Raw genomic sequence first — 22,454 nt, forward strand, 5'->3', positions numbered from 1 at the left:
CACTATTTGAAAGGAGAATATAAATGGAAAAACAAATCATGGACATACTGAACGCAGGAATCGGTCTTTTTCAATCTGGAAAAGAAGGATTAGTAAAAGCAAGAGCTGATCTTGAAAAAGCTTACTCTGAACTTGCATCAAAAGGCGCTCAGGACAACTCCGAAACTGCTGTAAAACTCAGACAATCTGTTGATAAAATCATCAGTGATATCAAAGAATTTACAAGTGTTGCTGGGAAAAACTATGAAGACACAAGAGCAAAAATCATAGAAAACTACAACAAAATCACTGACGAAATCAAAAACAGGATGCCTGAAGGAAAAGTTGAAGCTGTAAAAGCAAAAATCAACGAAGTAGCAGAAAGTATCAAAAAGCCAAAAGCTTAAATTTTCAATTCTATCGGGGGCAATTTTGCCCCCTCTTTCTTTTTTTAAATTTTCTTTGTAATTAAAACTAACTTAAAAATACTGCATTTATACTTTTTGGATGGGGATTTATGAAAAAATATGATGTATTCGGCGTAGGCAATGCGTTAGTTGACACTCTGGTAAATATAGATAAAAAATTTTTGGAAGATAGCAATATTGTCAAAGGGGTAATGACGTTAGTTGATTCCGAAAAACAAGGAGAGTTGTTAGCTTCTCTACACGAGCATAAGTTGGAATTGAGGTCTGGTGGAAGTGCTGCCAATACGATGATCGCTTTAGCTAATTCAGGTGGAACAGGATGTTATACCGGAAAAGTTGCAAACGATGCAAATGGGGAGTTCTACAAGAAAGATATGGAGAATGCAGGTATAAATTTTGAAATGGAGCCTGCAAATACCGGGCACACAGGAACTTGTGTAGTTCTAATGACACCGGATGCAGATAGAACGATGCTCACTCATCTTGGAATCTCTATTACCCTTACGTCAGGCGACATAGGTATCGAGAATTTAAAGAAATCTAAAGTGTCTTATATAGAAGGGTATCTATGGGATGGGGAAGATACGAAAAATGCTTCACTTCATGCAATGGATATTTCTAAAAAAAATGGAGTCAAGGTCGCTTTCACGTATAGCGATCCTTTTTGTGTGAAAAGAGCGAAAGCTGACTTTATTCAAATTACAAAAGAGAAAGCTGATTATATTTTCTGCAACCATGATGAAGCTATGTCATTGAGCGAAAAAAACGATCCTAAAGAAGCCCTTGCTTATATAGGAAGTCTTTGTCAAACTGCATTTATGACTTGGGGAAAAGAAGGTGCTTATTTTGTAGATAAAGGAATTATCACCCACGTTCCCGGATTTCCTGTGAACCCGATTGATACGAATGGAGCCGGTGATGCGTTTGCTGCCGGAGTATTGTATGGAATCACTCAAGGCTATTCTCTTGCAAAGGCTTGCCGATGGGGAAATTATGTTGCCTCCAGAATTATAATGGAGATTGGTGCAAGACTATCTGTCAAATTAATGGGTCGTCAGGAAGAAATTTTAGTCGGCTACTAATTTAACCAAAATTCTTTCTGACACTATTTCTGAGTAAGTTTATTTTTTAAGCATAGATTGAAAATTTTCTGATAAGGTGGACAAATTTTTTAAACGAATTTGCAACTCTTCAGATTCTACTTCACCAGCTATTACTTGGTGGGCAGCACCTCTTGCGCTATGGTAGGCAGATTCCAGCTTTGCTACATATTCTTCCAGACTTGATGCAGAAACTTTTTGTTTTCTCTTATATATTTTGATTAAATACTGTAAAATAAATCCAAAAATAGAAAAACAATAAACTGGAATTAAAACATACAGGCTAGTTTTAAAAACCCAAAAAATCTTGTATTCACTTGTTATGGATTTATTCAGATAAACCCATATTAAACAAAGTAAACCAACTGAAAAAGTCAAGTTTGCCCTCGGTGTAGAAGGGGATAAATTATTAATAAGAATCAAAAGAAGTACCGAAAAAATAAATAGCAAAATGACCTCAGGAGGTATCCAGCTAAAAAAATTGTCAAAAAAAAGTATTGTCTTTTGATAAGCAGTTGTAATTGTCTTAAGGGAGTTTTCTAATGACTCATAGTTTCGTTTTATGTCTTCAAATAATCCTGTGAAATTGGGCATTGTTCTTACCTTGAAAAATAAAATTTGGAGAATATTCTCTCCTTTTGTTCAGAGATTTCATAGATTTAGCCTATTGAAAAAAATTTCAATAGTTTATCTATTCATTGTTTTTATTTTTATATTTTACCATGAGAGCCACCTCCCTTGGTTTATTATTCTACTGCTTGCATTTTCAACACTAATTTTTACTCTATTACTTTTTTTATTCGGTTATGGTTTATTTCGTTTTCTATTCGGAAACAAAGGGAATCTATTTTTTGAAATTTTATTTCTTAGCGTATTGTCTGTAGTATTATACACCTTAGGTTTTTTGGAATATAGCGGTGGAAATTTATTTCTATTAATTGTTATTGCGATTGCGTTTTTTTTTAAATTCACTAACTCTATATTGTATTATAGAATTTCTCTAATTGGTCTTTCAATTTTATCTGTCGGGTTGGTTACGTTTTACTATTTGCAAGCAAACGAAAAATTTTTGTTCTACTACTTTAATCAGTCTAAATACGGAGAAATCGAAAAAGATTTTACAAAGTGGAAATTTAACGAATCAACAAAAGAGCTTTCTAATTCAGAAATTCCAATAAAGTTCAAACTACCGGAAAGTTTCCAATTTTACAATCCCAAGGACTTAGACTTAAAGGAAAAAACAGGAGCCGGGCAAATTGCAGGAATCATTTCTATTGGGGCTGTAGATCCAAATCTATATCCTTTTGTTCGTATTTTTTTCTTACCAAAATCAATAAATATGAGTGAGGAACAAATATATTCTGAATTTTCTAAACTATTGGAAGTTGGAGTAAACAGAGGAGAATTTGAAGAATTAAAGGAGTTGGGAAAAAAACCTTTTCTTAAAAAAAACTGGAACGGATATTTTTGGGCGTACTTTGATCCACTTAGGCCCCGCTACGCAAAAACAGGTTTTTATTTTGCTCCTCTACCTTCGGGAGATGCATTACTTTTACACCTTACTGAAAATGTTACAAAAGATTTTCATGAGCCTAAGATTTTAGAAATTTTAGAAAGTATTCAGTTTTAAAAATACTTAAACACAGTTTGGTAATAGCGCATGAATTTTTTCTAATTGTGCTTTGTTTCTTTTTTCAGGAGAAGTTAGTATAGAAAATTTAGTCGAACCAACAAGACTTAAATCATCTCCATTTCCAATAAACTCAATTAGACAGGATACTAACTTTTTTGCATTCTCTCCATTCTTAGTAAGGTTTCCAATTATAAATTCAGTTGTAACAGGCTCTTCGTGCTCTTTCCAAGAATCATAGTCGGTTGACATGCAAACCATCTGATAGGCAATTTCAGCTTCACGAGCAAGTTTTGCTTCCGGTAATACACTCATGTTGATGATGTCTCCACCAAGCATTCTATACATGTTGGACTCGGCTCTAGTTGAAAACAAAGGCCCTTCCATACAAACTACAGTCTTTTTCGTGTGGATTGTTATTCCTAGATTTTTTCCACAGGCTTCAATTCGATCAGATAGGTTTTTAGAAAACGGATCTCCAAAACTTGCATGAGCTACTATCCCATTTCCAAAAAATGTAGAAGGACGATTTCCTTTGGTTCTATCAATTATTTGATCTGGTAAAACAAAATCAAGAGGTTTGATTTCTTCTCTAAGACTTCCAACTGAACTAAATGCTACAATTTCTTCTACACCGATATTTTTCAATGCACATATATTCGCTTGATTTGGAATTTCGGTCGGTGATATAAAATGCCCTTTACCGTGTCTTGGGAGAAATGCGACTAACTTCCCTTTGTATTTACCTATTGTGATTTTATCTGAGGGCTTGCCCCAAGGAGTGTCGGGATGTATCTCTTCTATAATCTCCATACCATCTAATCCATAAAGCCCTGTTCCACCAATGATTGCAGCTTTTACTTTTTCTTTCATACTTGTCTTATTTCAATGGCTACAAGTTTCAAGCAAGAGAAAAAATAATTCATTCAATTTTACTTAAAAGAAATCATAATCAACCAAGTTTTATCAGAAAAAAAACTTTTTATATAGTCTCATTTATCCCCTTTTTTCGTATTCCATTTTTCGGAGAAAGACCAAATCTGACAATCTTGCAATTAACTTGTCGAGTTCTACATTTTGCTTTTCCACTTAAAACTCCCTCTCGATTGTTTCGATTTGAACATTTGTTAAATCATAAACATTGTAAACAAAAATATCTAATTCGGTCATGTCGATAATCTCACAGCATCGATTATAAATATCTTTGAATTTAATATGCTGGTTATTTTCAATAATTGGCAATGGCAAAGATTCAATATGAGAGCGTAAAATCTTTTTTGAATGAAACATTTTCCTGTAAATAAAACTATATAACTTTGAATTAAAAAGACAAACAATAGTTTCGATTGGATAGTCAATTTTTGGAATAAACAAATTCGCACTGTTAAGCAATAATCTGCCTTGATTGTCGAAAGCACAGATAATTCTATCGTTAATAAATCTATATGTGATTTTGGGTTGACGATATTTCTCAACTGACGCTATTTGCTGATACCGTTCTGGATGAAACTCAATAAAACATTCAGCAGGAAGAAAACGGAAAGGGTCTATATCCTTCCCTCTGTATATAGGTTCCATATTCTTCTTGCTTTTTGTTTTTGATATATGTTTAGCATTATTGCCTGTTACAATGCCAAGTGCAAATTCTGCATTATTTTTTAATGTTAAATATTTTCGAGAGAAAACATGGGAAAGTATTTCTTTCTCTAAAGAATTCGCTGTAGCTTGAATTATATAATCTGGAGGTGAAATTTCTTTATGATTAAGATGATACACTTGCTCGCTATTAAATATCTCAATAGAATCCGAAATTATCTCGTTACAGAATGTGAATCGTATAGCCTCAGATACTACACCTTGAAATGCGTTTCCTAACAAGTCAATTTTGATTGCTCTATTTTTAGATAGTAAAAATTTGCGAATATTTTTATGTGTTCCAACATTTAAAATTGAATGAGGTAAAAAAAAGGTTAGTGTTCCTTTGGAAGTAAGGTTATTGATGCAGTTATATAATGCTATTGAGAATGATTCCGATGTAGATATTTCATCATACATTTTAATGAGTGTTTCTTTTTCTTTAAAGTCAAGTTTACTTCCCCACGGCGGGTTTGTGACAATATTATCATAGCATATTTGATTATCTGAAATGTCAAACAATGAAATCTCTGAAGTGCCCCCCTAAAACTGTAAAGAAAAAAATCATATTTTTTGTTTATTTTTAAATTGCAGAGGAGATAGTCCTCCTAAAGCTGAATGAGGTCTGATTGAATTGTACCGATCAATAAATTGAAAAATACTTTTGGCTGCTTCAATTTTATCAGCATAACAGGAGATATTTATCTCTTGATACTTGATAGTTTTATTAAAAGATTCTGCGTGTGCATTTTCATATGCATTACCAAGACACATTGAAATTTGTATTTTGGAATTGTTCAGAAGTTCTATATATTCATGCGAACAATATCTTCTATCAGAATCAGTATGATGAATGTAACCTTCGAGACTTCCTCTGTTCATGAGAGCCGACTCAAATGCAGACCTGACAAGTTCACTATTAAGTTTATCAGAAACAGCTCGTCCGATGACCTCTCTGTTTTCCATATCCATTAGTGATGCCAGATAATGATTTTTCCCCTGAACATCAAAAAAAGTAACATCACCAACTATTACTCGTGCATGATTAATTGACTTGTCCTTAAGAAGATTTGGATATTTTTTCAGGTTATGTTTTGAATCCGTGGTCGCATGATGATAAGCCCTCTTCGGACTGCATTTTAAAAGGTTTTCATGCATGATCCTGTAAACTCGCTTATGATTGATTTTCATATCATTTCTCAGAAAATAAGTGACAGACCTGTAACCTGATTGAGGCATTAAATCCAGATATGCTTCAATCTTTTCTATTAGTTGCTTATCCTCCTGTTTTCTTTTAATCTTTGCATCCGATTGGTAATAAAAGGAAGAGATACTGATCTCCAAAGCTTTACAGCTTTTTACAATTCCAAATTCTGGTGCGAGATACTTCCTGATAATTTCTCTTTTTGCTTCCAGTCTTGCAGATATTTTTGGGCTTTTTTTAAAATGTGATTATCTAACGCAAGGTTGGCAAGTGCACCTTCCAATTCTGCGACTCGTTTCCTTAAAGCAAATTCGGTTTGATTATTTTGTTCAAACTTTCCTGTATCTATCTCATTTCTCCAATTTCGGATTGTTTGAGGATTTACCTTTTCCCTTTGAGCTATTTGCGAAACGGAACTCTGCCCGGACAAAATTTCCATTACTATTTTTTCCTTAAATTCTTTGCCATAGTTATTTCTTCTTATCATATTATCAAGTCTCCTTTATCCCCTTTTTTTGTATTCCAGTTTTAGGGGGCAAGACCAATTTCAACTGCTTGTTCAAGCAAACGTTTTCTATTCCCATCTGTTATTCCAAGATAGCAAATATAGGAATCGCTCGCATGCAGGCGGTTTGCTCTACCTTTCAGTTTGTCTGAATTATTTAAAATATTGTTTTTTATTTTAAGATATTCTTGCTCTGTATAGTGCGTTCCATTGGATGGGGCATCAATAGTTTCAGTTCGATACCAATTATTTAATGTGGCTGTTGAAATAGTAAACTCTTTTCTCAAATCTTCACGAGTTGTCATCCTTTTATACTCCTATCAATTCGCCCGACACGGACGGCGGAGTATTTTTGTTTTCAGATTAATGATAGACAAAACAGAATCTTTAAAAATCACTCTTAATCCGTAATCGTGGGCGTTAAAAATTGCTTGACGATTGTTCCACCATAACCCAACTACATTAATAATGCCGTCCAATACTTCAATCCAATCTATCATATACATCGGTTTGTGTTGCATAGCATTGATTTCTGCAATATCCAAATAAGCTGAAACTAAACGATTCAAAACTGCCAGTTCTTCTTCTGAAAGATAATTTTTGGCAACGGCTATTTCTTGCTTGGTGGGTTTTTTGCCTTTGAAATCCGTTAATCCCATAAAGGGTAACTTTGCATTGGCACGTTGATAAATTATTTCGGCAGCTGTATGTCCGTGGGCTGCCCAATGCAATTTGTTTTGAACGGTTTGGAAAAATTGTTGGGTAAAACTTGCCCTCGGGTCATAGTCTATACTGGTTGCATAGATTTCTAATACTTTCCTGTAAAATACTTTTTCGGAAGAACGAATGTCCCGAATCCGGTTGAGCAGCTCTTCAAAATATCCTCCACCTTGTTTCAGTAAATCATCATTCATGGTGAAACCTTTGATCAGATACTCCCGCAAACGCTCTGTTGCCCACATACGAAATTGCGTACCGCGAAGCGATTTTACCCGATAACCCACCGAGATGATTACATCAAGATTGTAGTGATTTACTTCATAATTTTTACCATCGGTAGCAGTTGTTCGGAAATTCCGAATAACTGAATTTTCATTCAGCTCGCCTTCTTCAAAAATATGTTTTATATGTTCGCTGATATTGGCTTTTGATGATTGAAACAATTCCACCATACCCGCCTGCGTCAGCCAAACGGTTTCGTTTTCCAAACGCACCTGGATTTTTATTTGTCCGTCATCGGATTGGTAGATCAGTATATCGCTATTGTTTTTTTCCGGCAGCACGTTTCTTTTTATGATTGGTAAAAATTCCTTGTTACTCTTTTTCTTCTTTGCTACAAGCAAAGTCGGCATCATTTCGGCTAATTTTACCTCTTCTACAATTTCTTTCAATCGTAAATCAGGATTCTGGTATTTTTTTGTTTCGTAATTGTAACTCAAATCACCAAACATTCCTATTCCAAATTTCATATTCAATATTTTTATTGCAAAGATCGATATTGGAACTGAGAAGAAAATTGATGTAAGTCACAAAGATATAATTTATAACTCGAAACCAAAAGCATAAATCGGTGTTGTTGATTTTCGAAGATGCAACATGCAAATGCAACATATTCATAAAATACTTTATTGTGAGATTACGATTATAGTACCCTTTGATACTTTCTACTGATTGATTATAGCCTTTGTTATAGTGCGTATTTCATTCATGGTCAAACAATTCTGCTGGATTTATTTTAAATTGCAACATCTTTGCAGTATCTCTGCCTCCATCACCACCTTTTCTTTGCATTGTAATTCTTCCTAATTTAAAATTCCCTCTTTTTGTAATTTCAATTTCTCCGTTTCCGAAATAATTCATACAGAAATTCATTGGTTTGAGTATCCACCTTGATTTTTCTCAACTTTTTGAGCAACCAACATCCATTCTGATGCAAATTTTCCCTGTCCTTTCAATAAATAAATTATTCATTGTATGTTCCTTTAATCTTTTTTCTGAAATTTCAACGTATTCTTTTGAGATTTCAGAACCAATCCACTTTCGTTTTAATAAATGTGCAATTTTTGCAGTAGTACCACTTCCCATAAAAGGGTCATAAACTAGGTCGTTTTCGTTAGTCCATGTATTAATTTGGTCTGCAACAAGTCTTTCTGAGAAAATAGCAGGATGGTTATATGCAATCTTATCTTTTGTTGAAATTCCACCGCCAATTGAATAAAAAAACACATTACCTACTTTCTTTTCTTTTGTTCTTTCAACTTTTTCATAATCAAGAGTACCATTTTTTCCTCTATTTTTCATGTTCGCAAGTCCTCGATATTTAGTAGATTCTGTTATTGGATTAAATGTTTTTGGACTTCCTTTTGAAAAAGCAAACATATACTCAAAATGTTGATGATACCTATTCCCTGTTTGAGGCATTGGATTATTTTTATAATATATCATGGTATCATGTAATCTAAACCCTATTTCTTTAAAATATAATGCCTGTTTAAAAGAAGTTCCTGTTTCACTTCCATCAATTGTTGCATCAGCTACAACCCAAATAATAACTCCTCCTTGTTTAATAATACGAAATAATTCTTTTGCTATTTTTTCAAATTCAAATTGATAGCCATTATAATTTCTTATATCGTCATAAGGTGGTGATGTGATTACAAAGTCAACATAGTTGTCTGACATATTTTTCATTGTAATCAAACAATTTTCGTTATATATTTTTTCAAGTTCCATGTTGCAAATTTAATCAATTATTTTCAATAAGCTCTGCTGTTTTTGTCTTTTTATAAGTATTATAACGTTTTCGACTAAACGATGTCCAGCAACTTTTAGCTCGCTTGCGAGTGTAAAAAAGATGATGGGGTGACAGAAGTCCAAACCCATCTTCTCAGTTTCAAAAAAACTGATAGGCTGGTCACTGTGGTTCATACTTTATTGACCGAAGTCAACGCACGAAAACTCTCAAAACTGCACTAAACGCAAAATACTAAAAACTATTCTAAAGCTCAAAACCTCTACCTTCCGATTTCTCAAAACTGAGAGCCATCATGTCGCCTTGGTTAAATAGCTTCACAATTCTGTCTGCAAAAAATTTATTTGTTTTAAAAAGAAATCCCGAATTCGGTTTGTTGGTCATCCCACTACCGTAAGAAACTTTTGAAATTAATTTTAACCCTAAACTTTCTGCTAATTTTATAAGACCGCCCATTGAATAATAATACAAATGTTCAGGTACATTCATATACCTCCAATTTTTACCAAAAAGTTTTGCTAATAATCCATATCTGCAAGTTGAGATAATCACCCTAGATTTTGGTTTTAGGTGAAGAAAAATTTTTTCTAAAGTTTCTCTTGGTTTGTGTAAATGTTCTATTGAAGCCCAAAGTGTGATTAGATCAAATTTTTCTTTGTGAGTTTTGTCCCACTCTAAAAAATCACAAATCTCGATATTTAGTTCAAGTGATTTTTTTCCATATTCTGCGGGAGCCTTAGCGACTTCTATTCCCTTGGAGTTCCAACCTTTTTGTTTTAAGTAGTCCACAAAATAGCCGGCAGCACACCCTACGTCGATTGAAGATCTCGTATCGGGTAATTTTTTCTCCCATTCAAAAAATTTTAAATCTTTTAAGTTTAATTCAAACACCCTCGAAATTTCTTTTCTGATTTTTTCAGAATAATAATTGTCGTAACCTCTATCGGTTCTTTTTGTAAAATATTCATCTGAGTAGTATTTTGAAACTTCAGAAAAATCCGGTTGGGGGTTGACTTGAACAAGTTTACAATTTGTGCACTTTACAACACGAAAGGTTTCCTTTAAAGAGCTCCCTTTTTCAAATAAAAACTCAAATTCATTAGAGCCACAAGTATTGCAAGAAATAGATTTCATTTTGGATAATCCGAAATAAAGTTTTTTACTATTTGAATAAACTCTTTTTGGTGGGTATAATGCAAATAGTGACCTGCACCTTTTATAATAGAAATTTCTGCATTTGAAAAAAATTTTTTTATTATAGAAGATTCATCTTTTTTTACATATTCACTAACTTCCCCGAGTATAAAAAGAGCCTTATTGGGATATATGATATTTTCATCTAAATTGAGCTTAAAGGCATCCCTTGAGTTTTCGAGTGTCTCTACATTCAGTTTCCATTTATAGCCAGTATCTATTTTTTCTAAATTCATCTGCAAAAATTGTCGAATAAAAGAATCTGTATAAATTTTCTCCATATCTCTGTCGATCAACTCTCTTGAGGTATATCCACTAACGTCCATTTTTAAACAAGCAAATTCATTTTTATAATCTAAAGGATAATTTTTTGGAGCAATATCTACCACGATCGGAAGAAGAATTTTTTTAGGATAAAGAAGTGAAAAAATAATTGTAACAAGTCCACCCATAGAATGACCGATTAGAATAGGATTTTGGATAGAGTTTATTTCCATTAGACGTAAAATATCATCTGCCATGTCTCGTAAATTATGTGTTTTAGAATGAAAAGAATCCCCATGGTTGCGAAGGTCAGGAGTGTAAACACGATTTGTGATACTTAACTCTTTTGCAATACTCACCCAATTTTTTGACGAGCCGAAAAGACCGTGTAAAATAATAATCTCTTGACCTGAGTCTCCATACTTTCTAAAAAAAAGATTTGGTTCAGCCATTTCTTTCCAATAGCACTATTGTTATGTCATCTTTTAAACTTAAAAATTCATTGAATTCGTTTACAGAGTGCATAATTTTTTTTATAAATAAATTACCACTAAGGTGGTGATTTTCAATAATCAGTTTTTTTAACCTTTCTTCTCCAAATAATTCTTTTTTACCTGTTTCTATTACGCCATCGGTAAGAAGTATCAACCTGTCTTTATTTTCTAAACTAAACTCGTGGTCATGCCAAACAGTTTCAGGAAAAGCTCCTAGTAATTTTCCCTTCACTTCCACTTCGATTAACTTATTTTTCAAAGGAGAATAAATAAACGGGTAGGCATGTCCTCCATTGGCACAAATAATTTTTCCGTCTTTTTTTAATATTAGATAAAACATCGTAAGAAAATTTCCAAAAAACTTTTTACAAATATTTTGATTCAAATACGTTAGTATTTCTGCCGGCGAAGAAATCAGAGGAGCAATAGAATCAAACTCTTGCTTTACTATAGATGCAATAAATGCCGACGCAATTCCATGACCTGAAACATCTGCAATAAAAATTCCCAGATCTCCATTGTGAAATTCTAAAAATCCATAAAGATCCCCTCCAACCTTATCCATGGGTTGATAAAAAGAATATATTTTATAGTTTTCTAAGGTAGGGGTTTTTTGAGGTAGAAGAGATTTTTGGATTTTTCTCGCTCTATCCAGGTCTTGTTCGATGATTGCATTTCTTTTTTGAAGTTCGTTCATTGCTTTATCAACAATCATTTTTTCGATTTCTAAATCTTCCGTTCTTTCTTTGATTCTTTTTTCTAATTGAGAATTAAATTGTTGAAGCTCTTCATTCAAACGCAAGGTTTCTCTTTGGGATACGTTTAACCTTCTACTCATCCAATTAAAATTTCTTGCGAGAGTAGAAAACTCATCCTTCCCTTTGAATTTTACCCGGTACAATAAATTTCCCTCGGATATAGATTTTATTCCTCGCTTCAATTCCTGAATTGGAGTTGTTATCATCTTTGCTAAAAAATGCGCTCCAATCCCCATCACGATAAGAATTAAAATTCCTGCTTTCAAAGAAACTATATAGATTAAGTTTTGAAAAGCTCTTAACTCTTTTTGCGAAACATCAACTTCTACAAATCCTATCGGTTGCGAATTGGAATCTCTGATAATAGCTATTGCCGACATAAAAGTTCCGTAATTACTTTTCCTGAATTTTGTTTCAATGTAATCAGTTTTAGAATGAATTGCGCCTTTGTAGAGTTTCATAAATTCCTGATTGGACACAACTTTTTGTCCGGGAACAGAAAGAGGAAAATTTTTCAAATTTAAGAATACTTGATATCTTAATTCTTTCAAATTATAAATAATAAATCCTTTGCAACCGGTGTGGTCTTTTTCAAAAGTATTTCCATTGCACATCATCTGGATTGGTTTTTTTTCTGTAAAAGTAAACAGAGTTTTGTTGTTGACTTGTACAGATTTATTTAAATCGTTTATAGAAACTTTGAAAACATAATCCTCAATTGCAATTTCAAAATCTGAAGAGTAAACTATTGAATCGTATTCAATTACAATCTTGCCTGTAGAATCTAAATACGTTAGGAATGCAAATTCGTTAGATTCAAACCATACTGAATCTTCTTTTGCAGAAATTCCATCTACTGCATAATAAAAATTTTGACTTACCGGATCAAAATTTACGCTAAAAATATAAGCAATATAACTTTCTGCAAGAAAGGCTTTCATTACGCTTTGGTAGTATGTGTAGTCTTGATTCTGAATTGTTTCTGGAGTCTTGAATTCTTTATGTTTTGCGGGATCAATAATTTTTGCGACTGAGGTAGCTATCCGTAATTTGTTGCGTAAAAATTTTTCTAGAAATAAATCACTGACTGCTTGGTACGTGAAGACTCCCATAACGAGTACGGCAGAAATACCAATTATCAAAAAAGTAGAAAATAATTTTAAACGTATTGTTGTCATTTATCTCCTACTTTTTAGTTTGTTTCCTTTAGAATGGTTTGAACTCTTGACCATACATAAATTGAATTGTTGTAGTTTCATTCAAACACACCCTAATGATAGCTTTCTATAATATCTTTTAAAGATTGCTCTATATCAAATTTTTTTGCCCAGCCTAATTTTTGCAATTTTTCCGAGGTTCCGAAAAGTCTTGGTGTGTCTGCCTTTCTGAATCTTGCCGGATCAACAGCAATTTCTATATTTGCGTTTGTAATCTGAATGATTTTATCAAGAATTTCTCGAATTGAAATATCTTCTCCAGAGCAAATATTATAAATTTCACCACTTTGCCCACGTTCCGCTAAAATCGAATAGGCTCGAACAACATCCCTAACGTCCAAAAAGTCTCTTTTAGAAGAAAGATTCCCGACAATAATTTCTTTTTTCGTTTTCTTAGCCTCCAGTACTTGTGTTATAAAACTCGGGACTACAAAAATTTCTCTTTGACCTACACCAATATGATTGAAAGGTCTTGCGATTATAATTTGTAAATTTTCGTATTGCAAAGCAAATTGTCTGCAAAAAATTTCTGCTGAAAGTTTACTCGCCGAATATGGGTTTACAGGATTGGGAAGAATTGTTTCATTCAAGGGATAGGATTTCTCTTCTTGTTTTCCGTAAACATCTGCACTGGATATATATATAAGTTTCGTTGTTTTGTTTAAATTTTTCATAGAGGATAAAATATTTAGCGTACCCTTTACGTTGATTTCTAAAGTTTCTTGCGGGTTTTCTATAGAAATTGGTACTGAGGCTTGGGCTGCAAGATGAAAAATTACGTCCGGCTGAATGGATTGTATCAGAGAATTTACAGACTTCTCGTTTCTAATATCTATTGGAATTAAATCCGGATCTGCTTCAATCGTATTTTCAAGCCCTGATCGATAGATTTTTTGAAAAGTATTTTTTAGCTCTGAAACTAAATATTTTCCTACAAATCCATTGGCACCGGTTATAAGACAATTCATCAAGTTCAAATAAAAAAAACCTGTGAAAATTAGGAAGGAAAATTCGTAACGGTTGACAAATTAAAAAATTCTGAATTCAATGGATTTTTCTTATTAATAATTTGGGAAATTAGTGAAAGTATTGGAAATTCAGAAGAAATCAGAAGATTTTGTAATCGAAATAAAAGATTCCTCCATTAATGTAGAAGACATTATGAGAGAGTTGGAATCTTCTTTAAGCAAACGAAATGTATCAAAAGATGAAATAGAACGAATTTCGGGTTTTCGATTTTCACCTAAGTCGCTTGCCGGGTTTAGAGAATTTGATCCATCGTTCACTGCCAATTTATTTGAAAAAGGAATCTCGGTTCCAAAATTCACCAACCCTTCTCTTTGGTTTATCAAAGGTCCACTCAAATGGATTGTAGTTAAACTGGTAGAGGTCTATTCCTTTGTGGATAAGAAACTTTCAGAAAATAGAATACGAGCTTTTTACAATGTGCTCCATGAATTGATTTTGCTTCGTTCCAAGCACGAGGCTTTGATGCAAAGGTACGAAAAATTTTACAAAGACTTTTTAGAACTACAGGCTCTCATTAATGAAAAAGTCCAACCCGATTTTGAAATTTCTGTCGTTCGGTATCAAAATTCAAAACACATCGATGAAAGTGATGAGATGATTTTAAAAGAGCTTTCTTCTAATACAAAAAAAACATTGATTCTATTTCCTGAATGGGGAGATTTTTTATTAAAATTAAGAGCTGAAAAAATTTCTTTTGAATCGGTAAGTTTTTCTAAGCATCAATTTGAATATATCAAAAAAGAAATTACCGACAATGTACAATTTTCAGAGGATCTTGTGTCTATTGATTTCTCTGAATTCGATTCCATCGTATTTCAGTGCAATGCAAATTTAATTCCAAATTGGAAAATAGAGCTCCTATTAAAAACAATTCTTGAAAAATCTAAGAAAAATACAAAAGTATTTTTACGATTTTCCGAAAAAGAAATTTCTTGCAATTCTCCGTTTCAACCATCTCATCCTACAAAAATTGTATTTTCAGAAGTCAGACCTTATTTAAAAAATCTTGGCTACAAAGAAATTGTCGAATATGAAAAAAAAGAAGATGGGTTTTATCTATTTTCTTTTTACACTGATTAAAAAGTGAGAGTATTTCAACACGTCGATGAATTGAATCCTGCGGATGGAATAGGGAATGATGTTCGCGGTATTCACAATTTACTAACTTCTATTGGAGTGCAGTCTTTTATTGTATGTCAAAAAAACAATTCTGAATTAAAAAAAAATGTTTTGGTTACTACAGAAAATTTTGATTATCAAAAAAAGGATTTGCATATTTTGCATTACGGAGGTGAAGGATACCCTCTAAATTATTTTCTCGATATAAAAGGATGGAAATCGCTTCGGTTTCATAATATAACTCCATCGTATTTTTTTTCAAACTTAGATGTTTACGAATCTTTACAAACAAGTGAGTTAAAATCCATATTCGAACTTAGCTCAATGAAAAATAAAATTGAATTCACTCTGTGTGATTCCAAATGCAATAAAATTTTTTTAGAAACGTTGAGATTTTCCAATTTAAGAGTTGTCCCTATTTTAAAGAATTACGACCAAGCAGCTTCCACAAAAGAAAGTTTAGGTTTTACGATAGGATTTACAGGGAGGTTTGCTCCAAATAAAAAAATTGAAGACTTATTTTTATTATTGTATTTTTTAAAAAAAATCAATCCAAGCTATTCATTAAAATTAATAGGCAAGACTATCTCAGCATTTTCTGATTATAATTTCTATTTAAAGCATCTTGCTACAGAATTTCAGTTAGAGGATAGTATTTTTTATTCTGAAAATTTAAGTGATGAGAGAATGAATTCAGAGTTTTCTAAGTTTGATTTTTATATTTCCATGAGCGAGCACGAAGGTTTTGGAATTCCTTTGTTGGAAGCATTTTCTTTGGGTATTCCTGTAATTGCTTTTGATACAAAGTTAAGCGCAGTTGCCGAAACAATGAATGGAGGAGGGATTTTATTTCAAAAAAAAAGTTTTGCATTAATAGCAGAATTTATTGAATTGATTCGCACTCAAAATGACTTACGAGATAAAATTATTACTTCACAAAATCAGGCATTAAAATATTACAATAATTTTCCGTATGAAAAATATTTCAGAGAAATTGTAAAGAATTATGAGAATTAAAAATATTCACCAATTTTCTGCGGGATTCAACCCCGGCGATGCGATCAGTAACGAAATGCTTGCAATTCAAAAATATTTTTCTACGCTTGGAATCGGAGGAAATTTATATTCTGAAAATATCGGCAAAGATAAGAAATTTTGTAAAAAGTTTAAAACTTATTCTGAAAAGAAAAGTGACCTCATCATCTATCATCACTCCATTCATTCTAATGTGTTGGACTTTGTTTTGAAAGCCAATGCGCCAAAAATTTTGATCTATCACAACGTGACTCCTTATCAATTTTTTCAATCGTACGATTTGAAGCTTACTCATTATTTGAAAAAAGGAAGAGAGGAGTTATCTGAGATTCGAGAAAAATTTTTGATTCATTTCAGTGATTCAAAATACAATTGTGATGAATTGTCTTCTTTGGGATTTGAGAATGTGATAGAACTTCCGATTGTGATTGATTTTTCAAAATTTTCTGCCAAAGTAGTATCAAAAAAAACATCAGAAAAGAAAAAAATAATTTTTGTAGGAAGGCTTGCTCCAAATAAAAAGCAAGATGATCTTATTCGATTTGCAAAAATTTATAAGGACTCATTCAATCGGGATTTTCAATTATGGATTCTCGGAAATTCATCCCATGAGTTGAAAAGCTATAAAGAGGAGCTTGAACTTATGATTAGATTTTATGACCTAAAGGAAAACGTATTTTTATCTAATTTTATTTCTGATGAAAAACTTATCGAGCATTACTCTACTGCAGATTTATTTCTTTCTTTGAGCGAGCACGAAGGATTTTGTGTTCCGTTAATCGAGTCAATGTTTTTTTCTGTTCCGATTTTGGCATATTCATCCTCAGCAGTTCCTGATACGTTAGGCGATAGTGGAATTCTTTTTAACAAGAAAGATTTTCTAAAGGTTTCTGTCTTAGCAGATAGATTGTTGTTTGATAGAAAATTAAAAGAACAAGTCATCGAAAAAGAAAGAGAAAGGTTAAAGTATTTTCAGATGATTCGTCCTGAAAAAATATTGCAAGAAGAGATAAGAAAATATTTTGAACTCTAAAAAAAAAATAGCTATTGTTTCTACAAGATTTTCTGACCGTATAGCTGGAGGAGCTGAGAGACATGCCTTGAAGTTTGCTCTTCTAATGAGCGAAAAGTATGAAGTTACAGTGTTGACAACAACCGCTTTGGATTATAAAACTTGGAAAAATGAAATTGAAAGTGGCGAATCATTTATTCAAGATATAAAAATTATCCGATTTCGTGTGGATAAATCCCGAAATATTAAAAAATTCAATCGTCTATTGGATAAGATTCATCAAAAAAAAATTTCTTGGAATTCAAAAACAACTGATCTATGGTTGCAAAAGCAAGGACCTTTTTCTGAAAAATTGGTACAGTTTATCGACAAAAATCAGAATCAATTTGATTTATTTTTTTTTGTTTCTTATTTATATTATCCAACTGTTAAAGGCATTCAAAAAATAAAAAATAAATCTATTTGTTTACCTACATTGCACGATGAGATTCCGGCTTACTTCCCTATTTATAAAGAATCATTCACAAACGAAATTGTGTATTCGTTTAATACCATAGAAGAGCTTTTATTATTCAAAAGAATTTTTGGATTTCAACCGGATAGATTTTCAGTGATTGGTGTCAATGTAGATAAAGATATCCAATGCAACCCTGAAGAATTTTACCTATTGGAAAACAGTATTTTGGATTCTGATGTTAAAGACTATGCAGTGTACATAGGTAGATTTGATGCGGGTAAGGGAATTTATGAATTAGTAGAGTTTTTTAGAGAATGGAAAAATAATTCTGCTATTGATATGAAACTTATTTTTATAGGAGATGATTCTTTTCGAGACAGAGATATAATTTCCGTAGGGTATGTCTCTGAGAATGAAAAATCTTGTTTATTACAGAAAGCGAAATTTCTGATCAACCCATCTTCTTTGGAAAGTTTTTCGATTGTTCTCATGGAGGCATGGATAAATAAAACCCCCGTAGTGGTTAATGCGAAATCAGAAGTTATGGTGGGTCATTGCATTCGGAGTAATGGTGGGTTGTACTACAGCGATAAGGAAAGTTTTTGTAAAATTTTAGACTATCTAACAGAAAATGAATCTATCCGAAAAAAATTAGGAGAGAATGGGGAAAAATACGTTTTAAAGAATTATTCAACCGAGACAGTAAAAGAAAAACTTTTTTGTCTAATTGACAGTTGCATCTAACTTTTGTAAGTTATAACGGACAAGACAATAATCTTCATCAAAAGATTTTTCAATTATCGTTATTGTATATTTTTTATCGGAAATTTTTCGGAAATTTTTCATTTCTTCTTTTTCAGTGCAATCATTTCCGATAGAATCTACTTCCTGAAATTTATCTATCTTATTAATATTTTTTGGATTGGTGATAATATTTTTTTTATTTTTATATCCTTCTAAATTAAAAATAAACTCAACATCTGCGCGATTGACATGAAGAGGATTGATGTTATTTATTAAAATTGTATCTTGTTTGGGAAGACTTTTTGATTGTAGGAAATTTCGTACTTTAATCGGTAGGTTATATGCCTGCCTGTCTTTTCCGGAAAAACAAAGATTGGCAGAACTTACAAAACTATTTACTAAATTTGTAGAGTATAAAGCATAAGAAAATGCGATTATCAGAAAAATTATTTGTATATATTTTGGTAAATTTTTTGAAATTTCAGAAAAAAACAATAAAGCACACAATACAAAAGCAGGAATGATATGGTAGATGTGTCTTGCCTGATGATTCGATGTCAAAAATGTCAAGAAAAGTATAGGTGTTAAAATAAAAAATGAAAGAACGAAGCTGGATCGAAATTCAGAATGCTTTTTGTAATAATAGTATCCTACAAGAAATGATAAAATTGTACATAGAAAAATAACCCACCCAATGAAGGGAATTTGAAATACGTTAGTGGAAATCTCTCTGAAAAAAAGTGTGTAATACGAAAAATCTTTTGCAATAGTTTGCCCAATAACAACGCCTTCAGTTTGTTGATGAGCAATGGTGCTCCCTGAGCTGGAGAATCTATCGGGGTGGATCATCACCCATAAAAGTATTGGAAGCAAAATCCACTGAAAAAGAAAAACAATCTTTTCAAAGCTATCTTTTAAAAGGGTCTTTTTGTTTTTAAAAATATATAAAATACAATCTAAAGATAAGAATATAAATATAAAAAATTTCAAATAGTTTTTTGTCTTGCCCGGAAAAGACATGATCGGAAGAAGATAGAGTGCAAGGAATACCATTGCAATAATTATTCTGTACATATTTCTGAAAGACGAAAATATATAGATAAAGTATTTTTTCACAAATAGGAAGAAATTTTTCGGATTCAATAAAAATTGAAACGTGATTACGGATAAAGCCAACATATACCCATAAGGGTATTTTGTATGAAACAATAAAAGGGTAGAAAAAAGTACCAACCATTTACTTTTCTTGTGATTTTCTTTATAATACAGAGTGATCGAATATATCGCAAACATGAAAAATACAGCACCCTGTATCTCAAGCATCCCCGTAAAAGAATATATTAATATAGGGTAAGACTGAAAAATTAATACTAAAACTAAAAAAAACAAAATTATAAAAAACCAATTCTTTAGCTTCCCTGAGATTTCTTTGTAAAGATAGTACCCGGAAAAAAAGAGAAGAATTATTAAGAAGGCAAATGTAATCTGAATATCTGCAATTTGATCTATTCCATACAGAAAAAATACAGGAATTTGAATCAAGTTTCTTAGTACAGGCCAAGTTGGAGAGTCTAATATCTGAAATAGAAAGTGAAAAAATCTAAAATTCCTTAGATTATCCATCATTTGTAAGGTTTGTATAAATCGTAGAGAAGGATCCCAAGTCAAAAAATCTTTATTTGGGCATGACCGGAAAAAATTCTCTTGTAGTAATACAAGCACATTACCAAGATAGAAAAAAATAATACTTAAGAAAATGAGAATGAAAACAAAAGAAAAAATTTGGTATTTATTTGATTTTATCTCCACTGATTTTCAGTATAGTTCTATATCCAGTTATGTCAAATCCAAAAGTTCTAAAACCTGAATCCGAGCTTAGTATTTTTGCTCCTGAAATTTCAGCGAGAAGAGTTGCGATTCTTCTTAGTCTGTTTAGCAAGCAAAAAGAAGATTTTTTAATTGGAAATCCGATTAAGCATATCGTATCTGATGAAATATTCAAAAGAATTCTCGGCGATTCTAATTTTTGGATTTCTATAGATATAGAATTCCAAATCATAAATTATTTATCAACACTTAGCGATATTTCCAATATTCTTTTTCATTCAGGCAGAGAATCTTTCTTAGCCGGTGCTTACGATTTGTTACCCAACGATGATACCCAAATTTCTTTTCTTGAAATGATTGTAAAAATTCCTATCTTAGCAGGAAAATTTTCAAGAGTATTTTGGTTGAATCCAAAAATTCATTCTGAGAATTCGTGTACCTACGAATTTGATTATTTAGGAGGGAATAAAGAAAGATGGTATGATATTCTTTATATGAAAGGAATTTTAGAAGGTGCAGCAATTTTGTTTCAGGTAAGCAATTGCTCCATCGAACTCCTCGAAACAAGATTGAGCGGAATTTTAATAGATCATTCTGAGCTTGGAAAGAATATCAAGTTTGGTGCTAATAAAAATTACATGAAAATTTCTTGGAAGGAGTCCCCCACCAAGGTCGGGAAGACAAACCTCGACAAAGAGTTAAAGTTGATTCAACCAAAAACATTTTTTATTTCCACTATTGATGAAGCCGAAAAAGAAAAATTTTCATTTGTAGATTTGTCCACAGTTCTTGAAAAATCCAGACAGCTAATGATAGACAATAGAGAATTAGAAACTATTGTTGAAGTGTTAAACAATCTAAAAATCGAATTAGAAACAAAACAAAAATCATTTACGAAAGATTTAAGAATGGCGAGAAATATTCAGAGAGGAATTATTCCTCAGAGAATTCCTGATTGGAAAGGCCTTCAATTTTGGGTGAAATTTTTCCCGCTCCAAGAAGTTAGTGGAGATTACTATGACTATTTTAATTTTGGATCTAATAAAATCGGACTACTTGTTTCGGATGTATCAGGGCATGGAGTGCCTGCGGCTTTTATTACTGCTATTTCTAAATTATTATTTTCTCAACACAAATTAGACAGCCCTTCAGAAATTTTTTCAATTGTCAATCGTGAGTTGTTAGAGCTTGTCAAGCAGCAAGGTTACCTAACGTCCTTTTATGCTTTAATCAATTCCGATTACGAGGTATTGTATTCAATTGCAGGTCATCCGAGACCAATTCTGGCAAAATATAAAACCAAGGAAGTAATCCTTCTTGAAGGAGAGGGAACGTATTTAGGAATGTTTCCGGACGCAAGAGAATTTTATAAAGACTATAAAATCAAATTAGAACCTGGAGATAAACTCTATATATACACGGATGGAATTATCGAAGGCCAAAATGTAGATGGAGAAAGATTTGAAATAGAAAGACTCATCTCTTCAATTCAAGACAGTATTGAAATGGGAGTGAAAGAATCAACCGAATATATAATTTCTAAGTTCAATCATTTTTGCCGTGGCACAGATCCGAGTGATGACCAGACTCTACTCGCAATCGGAGTCAGTCCACATTTAGACGAATATAAGTTGTATGTTCAGACGGCAGAAAAATTTTATCGCAATAAGAATTATTCTGAAGCTTGCAAAAATCTGATTAAGGCTAACGAAATTTTACCAAGAGACCTTTGGACATTATTCTCTCTCGGTAAATATTTTGCCAAAAATAAAGAATACGAAAACGCAATCCGATTCTTGGACGAATACAATAATTTAAAAACGTATAACGCAGACGCATTTTTAATTCAGGGGTATTGTTATTATAAATTAGGAAACTATGAAAAAGCGGAAGAATCTTTACAGTCATCCATTTCCCTAAGAGCCGAAAATATTCCTGCAATGTATAACCTTTCAAAAACACAAGTCAAGTTGTCCAAGATAAATGAAGCAAAAAATACTCTTCAAAAAATTCTTGTAATTAAAGAAGATTTTGAGCCAGCTATTAATTTATTAAAAAAAATATAAAATCT

General features: G+C 32.2%; 21 protein-coding genes and 1 pseudogene. 8 read left to right on the top strand and 14 right to left on the bottom strand.

What is annotated here, in order from left to right; all coding sequences use genetic code 11:
• The first annotated feature begins 23 nt into the window (after positions 1-23).
• Positions 24-386 carry a chemotaxis protein gene (locus HS129_13375; protein MBE7413029.1) on the top strand — a complete coding sequence of 121 codons (363 nt, stop codon included), beginning with the start codon at positions 24-26 and terminating at the stop codon, positions 384-386.
• A gap of 110 nt (positions 387-496) precedes the next feature.
• Positions 497-1,489 (top strand): adenosine kinase, encoded by a 993-nt coding sequence (locus HS129_13380; protein MBE7413030.1) that lies wholly within the window; start codon positions 497-499, stop codon positions 1,487-1,489.
• Positions 1,490-1,528: 39 nt separating this feature from the next.
• Here the strand turns inward: HS129_13380 and HS129_13385 are convergent, their stop codons facing one another.
• Positions 1,529-2,101 (bottom strand): hypothetical protein, encoded by a 573-nt coding sequence (locus HS129_13385; GenBank protein ID MBE7413031.1) that lies wholly within the window; start codon positions 2,099-2,101, stop codon positions 1,529-1,531.
• Positions 2,102-2,174: 73 nt separating this feature from the next.
• Between HS129_13385 and HS129_13390 the strand changes: the two genes are divergently transcribed.
• Entirely contained in the window at positions 2,175-3,137 is a 963-nt protein-coding gene (locus HS129_13390) for a hypothetical protein (GenBank protein ID MBE7413032.1), read from the top strand.
• 6 nt (positions 3,138-3,143) lie between these two features.
• On the opposite strand, the gene mtnP is transcribed toward HS129_13390, so the two are convergent.
• The 12 genes and pseudogenes from mtnP to HS129_13450 form a co-directional block, all read right to left on the bottom strand.
• Entirely contained in the window at positions 3,144-4,010 is an 867-nt protein-coding gene (mtnP, locus tag HS129_13395) for an S-methyl-5'-thioadenosine phosphorylase (protein MBE7413033.1), read from the bottom strand.
• 216 nt (positions 4,011-4,226) lie between these two features.
• Positions 4,227-5,294: a hypothetical protein gene (locus HS129_13400; GenBank protein ID MBE7413034.1), complete on the bottom strand. Its 1,068-nt coding sequence runs from the start codon at positions 5,292-5,294 to the stop codon at positions 4,227-4,229.
• Between the two features lie 42 nt (positions 5,295-5,336).
• Entirely contained in the window at positions 5,337-6,200 is an 864-nt protein-coding gene (locus HS129_13405) for an IS3 family transposase (GenBank protein MBE7413035.1), read from the bottom strand.
• Positions 6,131-6,463 (bottom strand): transposase, encoded by a 333-nt coding sequence (locus HS129_13410; protein ID MBE7413036.1) that lies wholly within the window; start codon positions 6,461-6,463, stop codon positions 6,131-6,133. The genes HS129_13405 and HS129_13410 overlap by 70 nt, the downstream gene beginning before the upstream one ends.
• 41 nt (positions 6,464-6,504) lie before the next feature.
• Positions 6,505-6,786, bottom strand: coding sequence for a hypothetical protein (locus HS129_13415; GenBank protein ID MBE7413037.1), 282 nt, complete (start codon positions 6,784-6,786; stop codon positions 6,505-6,507).
• 15 nt (positions 6,787-6,801) lie between these two features.
• Positions 6,802-7,833, bottom strand: a complete 1,032-nt coding sequence (locus HS129_13420) for a virulence RhuM family protein (protein ID MBE7413038.1) — start codon at positions 7,831-7,833, stop codon at positions 6,802-6,804.
• Between the two features lie 349 nt (positions 7,834-8,182).
• Positions 8,183-8,403, bottom strand: a pseudogene (locus tag HS129_13425) (hypothetical protein).
• A complete protein-coding gene (locus HS129_13430; protein ID MBE7413039.1) occupies positions 8,381-9,214 on the bottom strand; it encodes a site-specific DNA-methyltransferase in 834 nt (277 codons plus the stop codon). The pseudogene HS129_13425 and the gene HS129_13430 overlap by 23 nt, the downstream one beginning before the upstream one ends.
• A gap of 265 nt (positions 9,215-9,479) precedes the next feature.
• Positions 9,480-10,367, bottom strand: a complete 888-nt coding sequence (locus tag HS129_13435) for a class I SAM-dependent methyltransferase (protein MBE7413040.1) — start codon at positions 10,365-10,367, stop codon at positions 9,480-9,482.
• Entirely contained in the window at positions 10,364-11,143 is a 780-nt protein-coding gene (locus HS129_13440) for an alpha/beta fold hydrolase (protein MBE7413041.1), read from the bottom strand. Before HS129_13440 ends, HS129_13435 begins: the two co-directional genes overlap by 4 nt.
• Complete coding sequence (locus HS129_13445) at positions 11,136-13,121, bottom strand: SpoIIE family protein phosphatase (GenBank protein MBE7413042.1); 1,986 nt, start codon at positions 13,119-13,121, stop codon at positions 11,136-11,138. Before HS129_13445 ends, HS129_13440 begins: the two co-directional genes overlap by 8 nt.
• A gap of 92 nt (positions 13,122-13,213) precedes the next feature.
• Positions 13,214-14,128, bottom strand: a complete 915-nt coding sequence (locus HS129_13450) for a GDP-mannose 4,6-dehydratase (protein ID MBE7413043.1) — start codon at positions 14,126-14,128, stop codon at positions 13,214-13,216.
• Positions 14,129-14,240: 112 nt separating this feature from the next.
• Between HS129_13450 and HS129_13455 the strand changes: the two genes are divergently transcribed.
• Genes HS129_13455 through HS129_13470 form a run of 4 tightly spaced genes read left to right on the top strand, consistent with a single transcriptional unit; the run spans position 14,241 to position 18,556 of the window.
• On the top strand, positions 14,241-15,269 hold the full coding sequence (locus HS129_13455; GenBank protein MBE7413044.1) for a hypothetical protein: 1,029 nt from the start codon (positions 14,241-14,243) through the stop codon (positions 15,267-15,269).
• 3 nt (positions 15,270-15,272) lie between these two features.
• The gene (locus HS129_13460) at positions 15,273-16,325 is read left to right on the top strand and encodes a glycosyltransferase (GenBank protein ID MBE7413045.1); all 1,053 of its coding nucleotides are present in this window, start codon (positions 15,273-15,275) and stop codon (positions 16,323-16,325) included.
• Entirely contained in the window at positions 16,321-17,376 is a 1,056-nt protein-coding gene (locus HS129_13465) for a glycosyltransferase family 4 protein (GenBank protein ID MBE7413046.1), read from the top strand. Before HS129_13460 ends, HS129_13465 begins: the two co-directional genes overlap by 5 nt.
• A complete protein-coding gene (locus tag HS129_13470) occupies positions 17,366-18,556 on the top strand; it encodes a glycosyltransferase family 4 protein (protein MBE7413047.1) in 1,191 nt (396 codons plus the stop codon). The genes HS129_13465 and HS129_13470 overlap by 11 nt, the downstream gene beginning before the upstream one ends.
• Here the strand turns inward: HS129_13470 and HS129_13475 are convergent.
• Positions 18,536-20,182, bottom strand: a complete 1,647-nt coding sequence (locus HS129_13475; GenBank protein MBE7413048.1) for a hypothetical protein — start codon at positions 20,180-20,182, stop codon at positions 18,536-18,538. The genes HS129_13470 and HS129_13475 overlap by 21 nt on opposite strands.
• A 167-nt stretch (positions 20,183-20,349) precedes the next feature.
• Between HS129_13475 and HS129_13480 the strand changes: the two genes are divergently transcribed.
• Positions 20,350-22,449 (top strand): SpoIIE family protein phosphatase, encoded by a 2,100-nt coding sequence (locus tag HS129_13480; protein ID MBE7413049.1) that lies wholly within the window; start codon positions 20,350-20,352, stop codon positions 22,447-22,449.
• Positions 22,450-22,454: the final 5 nt, after the last annotated feature.

The organism is Leptospiraceae bacterium (assembly GCA_015075105.1).
Lineage (GTDB): Bacteria > Spirochaetota > Leptospiria > Leptospirales > Leptospiraceae > JABWCC01.

What these genes read in the sequence shown, in the direction of transcription:
- HS129_13380 (MBE7413030.1), top strand. Translation starts at nt 497, where the DNA reads ATGAAAAAATATGATGTATTCGGCGTAGGCAATGCGTTAGTTGACACT.
- HS129_13415 (MBE7413037.1), bottom strand. Translation starts at nt 6,786, where the DNA reads ATGACAACTCGTGAAGATTTGAGAAAAGAGTTTACTATTTCAACAGCC.
- mtnP (MBE7413033.1), bottom strand. Translation starts at nt 4,010, where the DNA reads ATGAAAGAAAAAGTAAAAGCTGCAATCATTGGTGGAACAGGGCTTTAT.
- HS129_13410 (MBE7413036.1), bottom strand. Translation starts at nt 6,463, where the DNA reads ATGATAAGAAGAAATAACTATGGCAAAGAATTTAAGGAAAAAATAGTA.
- HS129_13475 (MBE7413048.1), bottom strand. Translation starts at nt 20,182, where the DNA reads ATGATGGATAATCTAAGGAATTTTAGATTTTTTCACTTTCTATTTCAG.
- HS129_13445 (MBE7413042.1), bottom strand. Translation starts at nt 13,121, where the DNA reads ATGACAACAATACGTTTAAAATTATTTTCTACTTTTTTGATAATTGGT.
- HS129_13420 (MBE7413038.1), bottom strand. Translation starts at nt 7,833, where the DNA reads ATGCCGACTTTGCTTGTAGCAAAGAAGAAAAAGAGTAACAAGGAATTT.
- HS129_13375 (MBE7413029.1), top strand. Translation starts at nt 24, where the DNA reads ATGGAAAAACAAATCATGGACATACTGAACGCAGGAATCGGTCTTTTT.
- HS129_13435 (MBE7413040.1), bottom strand. Translation starts at nt 10,367, where the DNA reads ATGAAATCTATTTCTTGCAATACTTGTGGCTCTAATGAATTTGAGTTT.
- HS129_13440 (MBE7413041.1), bottom strand. Translation starts at nt 11,143, where the DNA reads ATGGCTGAACCAAATCTTTTTTTTAGAAAGTATGGAGACTCAGGTCAA.
- HS129_13430 (MBE7413039.1), bottom strand. Translation starts at nt 9,214, where the DNA reads ATGGAACTTGAAAAAATATATAACGAAAATTGTTTGATTACAATGAAA.
- HS129_13385 (MBE7413031.1), bottom strand. Translation starts at nt 2,101, where the DNA reads ATGCCCAATTTCACAGGATTATTTGAAGACATAAAACGAAACTATGAG.
- HS129_13450 (MBE7413043.1), bottom strand. Translation starts at nt 14,128, where the DNA reads ATGAATTGTCTTATAACCGGTGCCAATGGATTTGTAGGAAAATATTTA.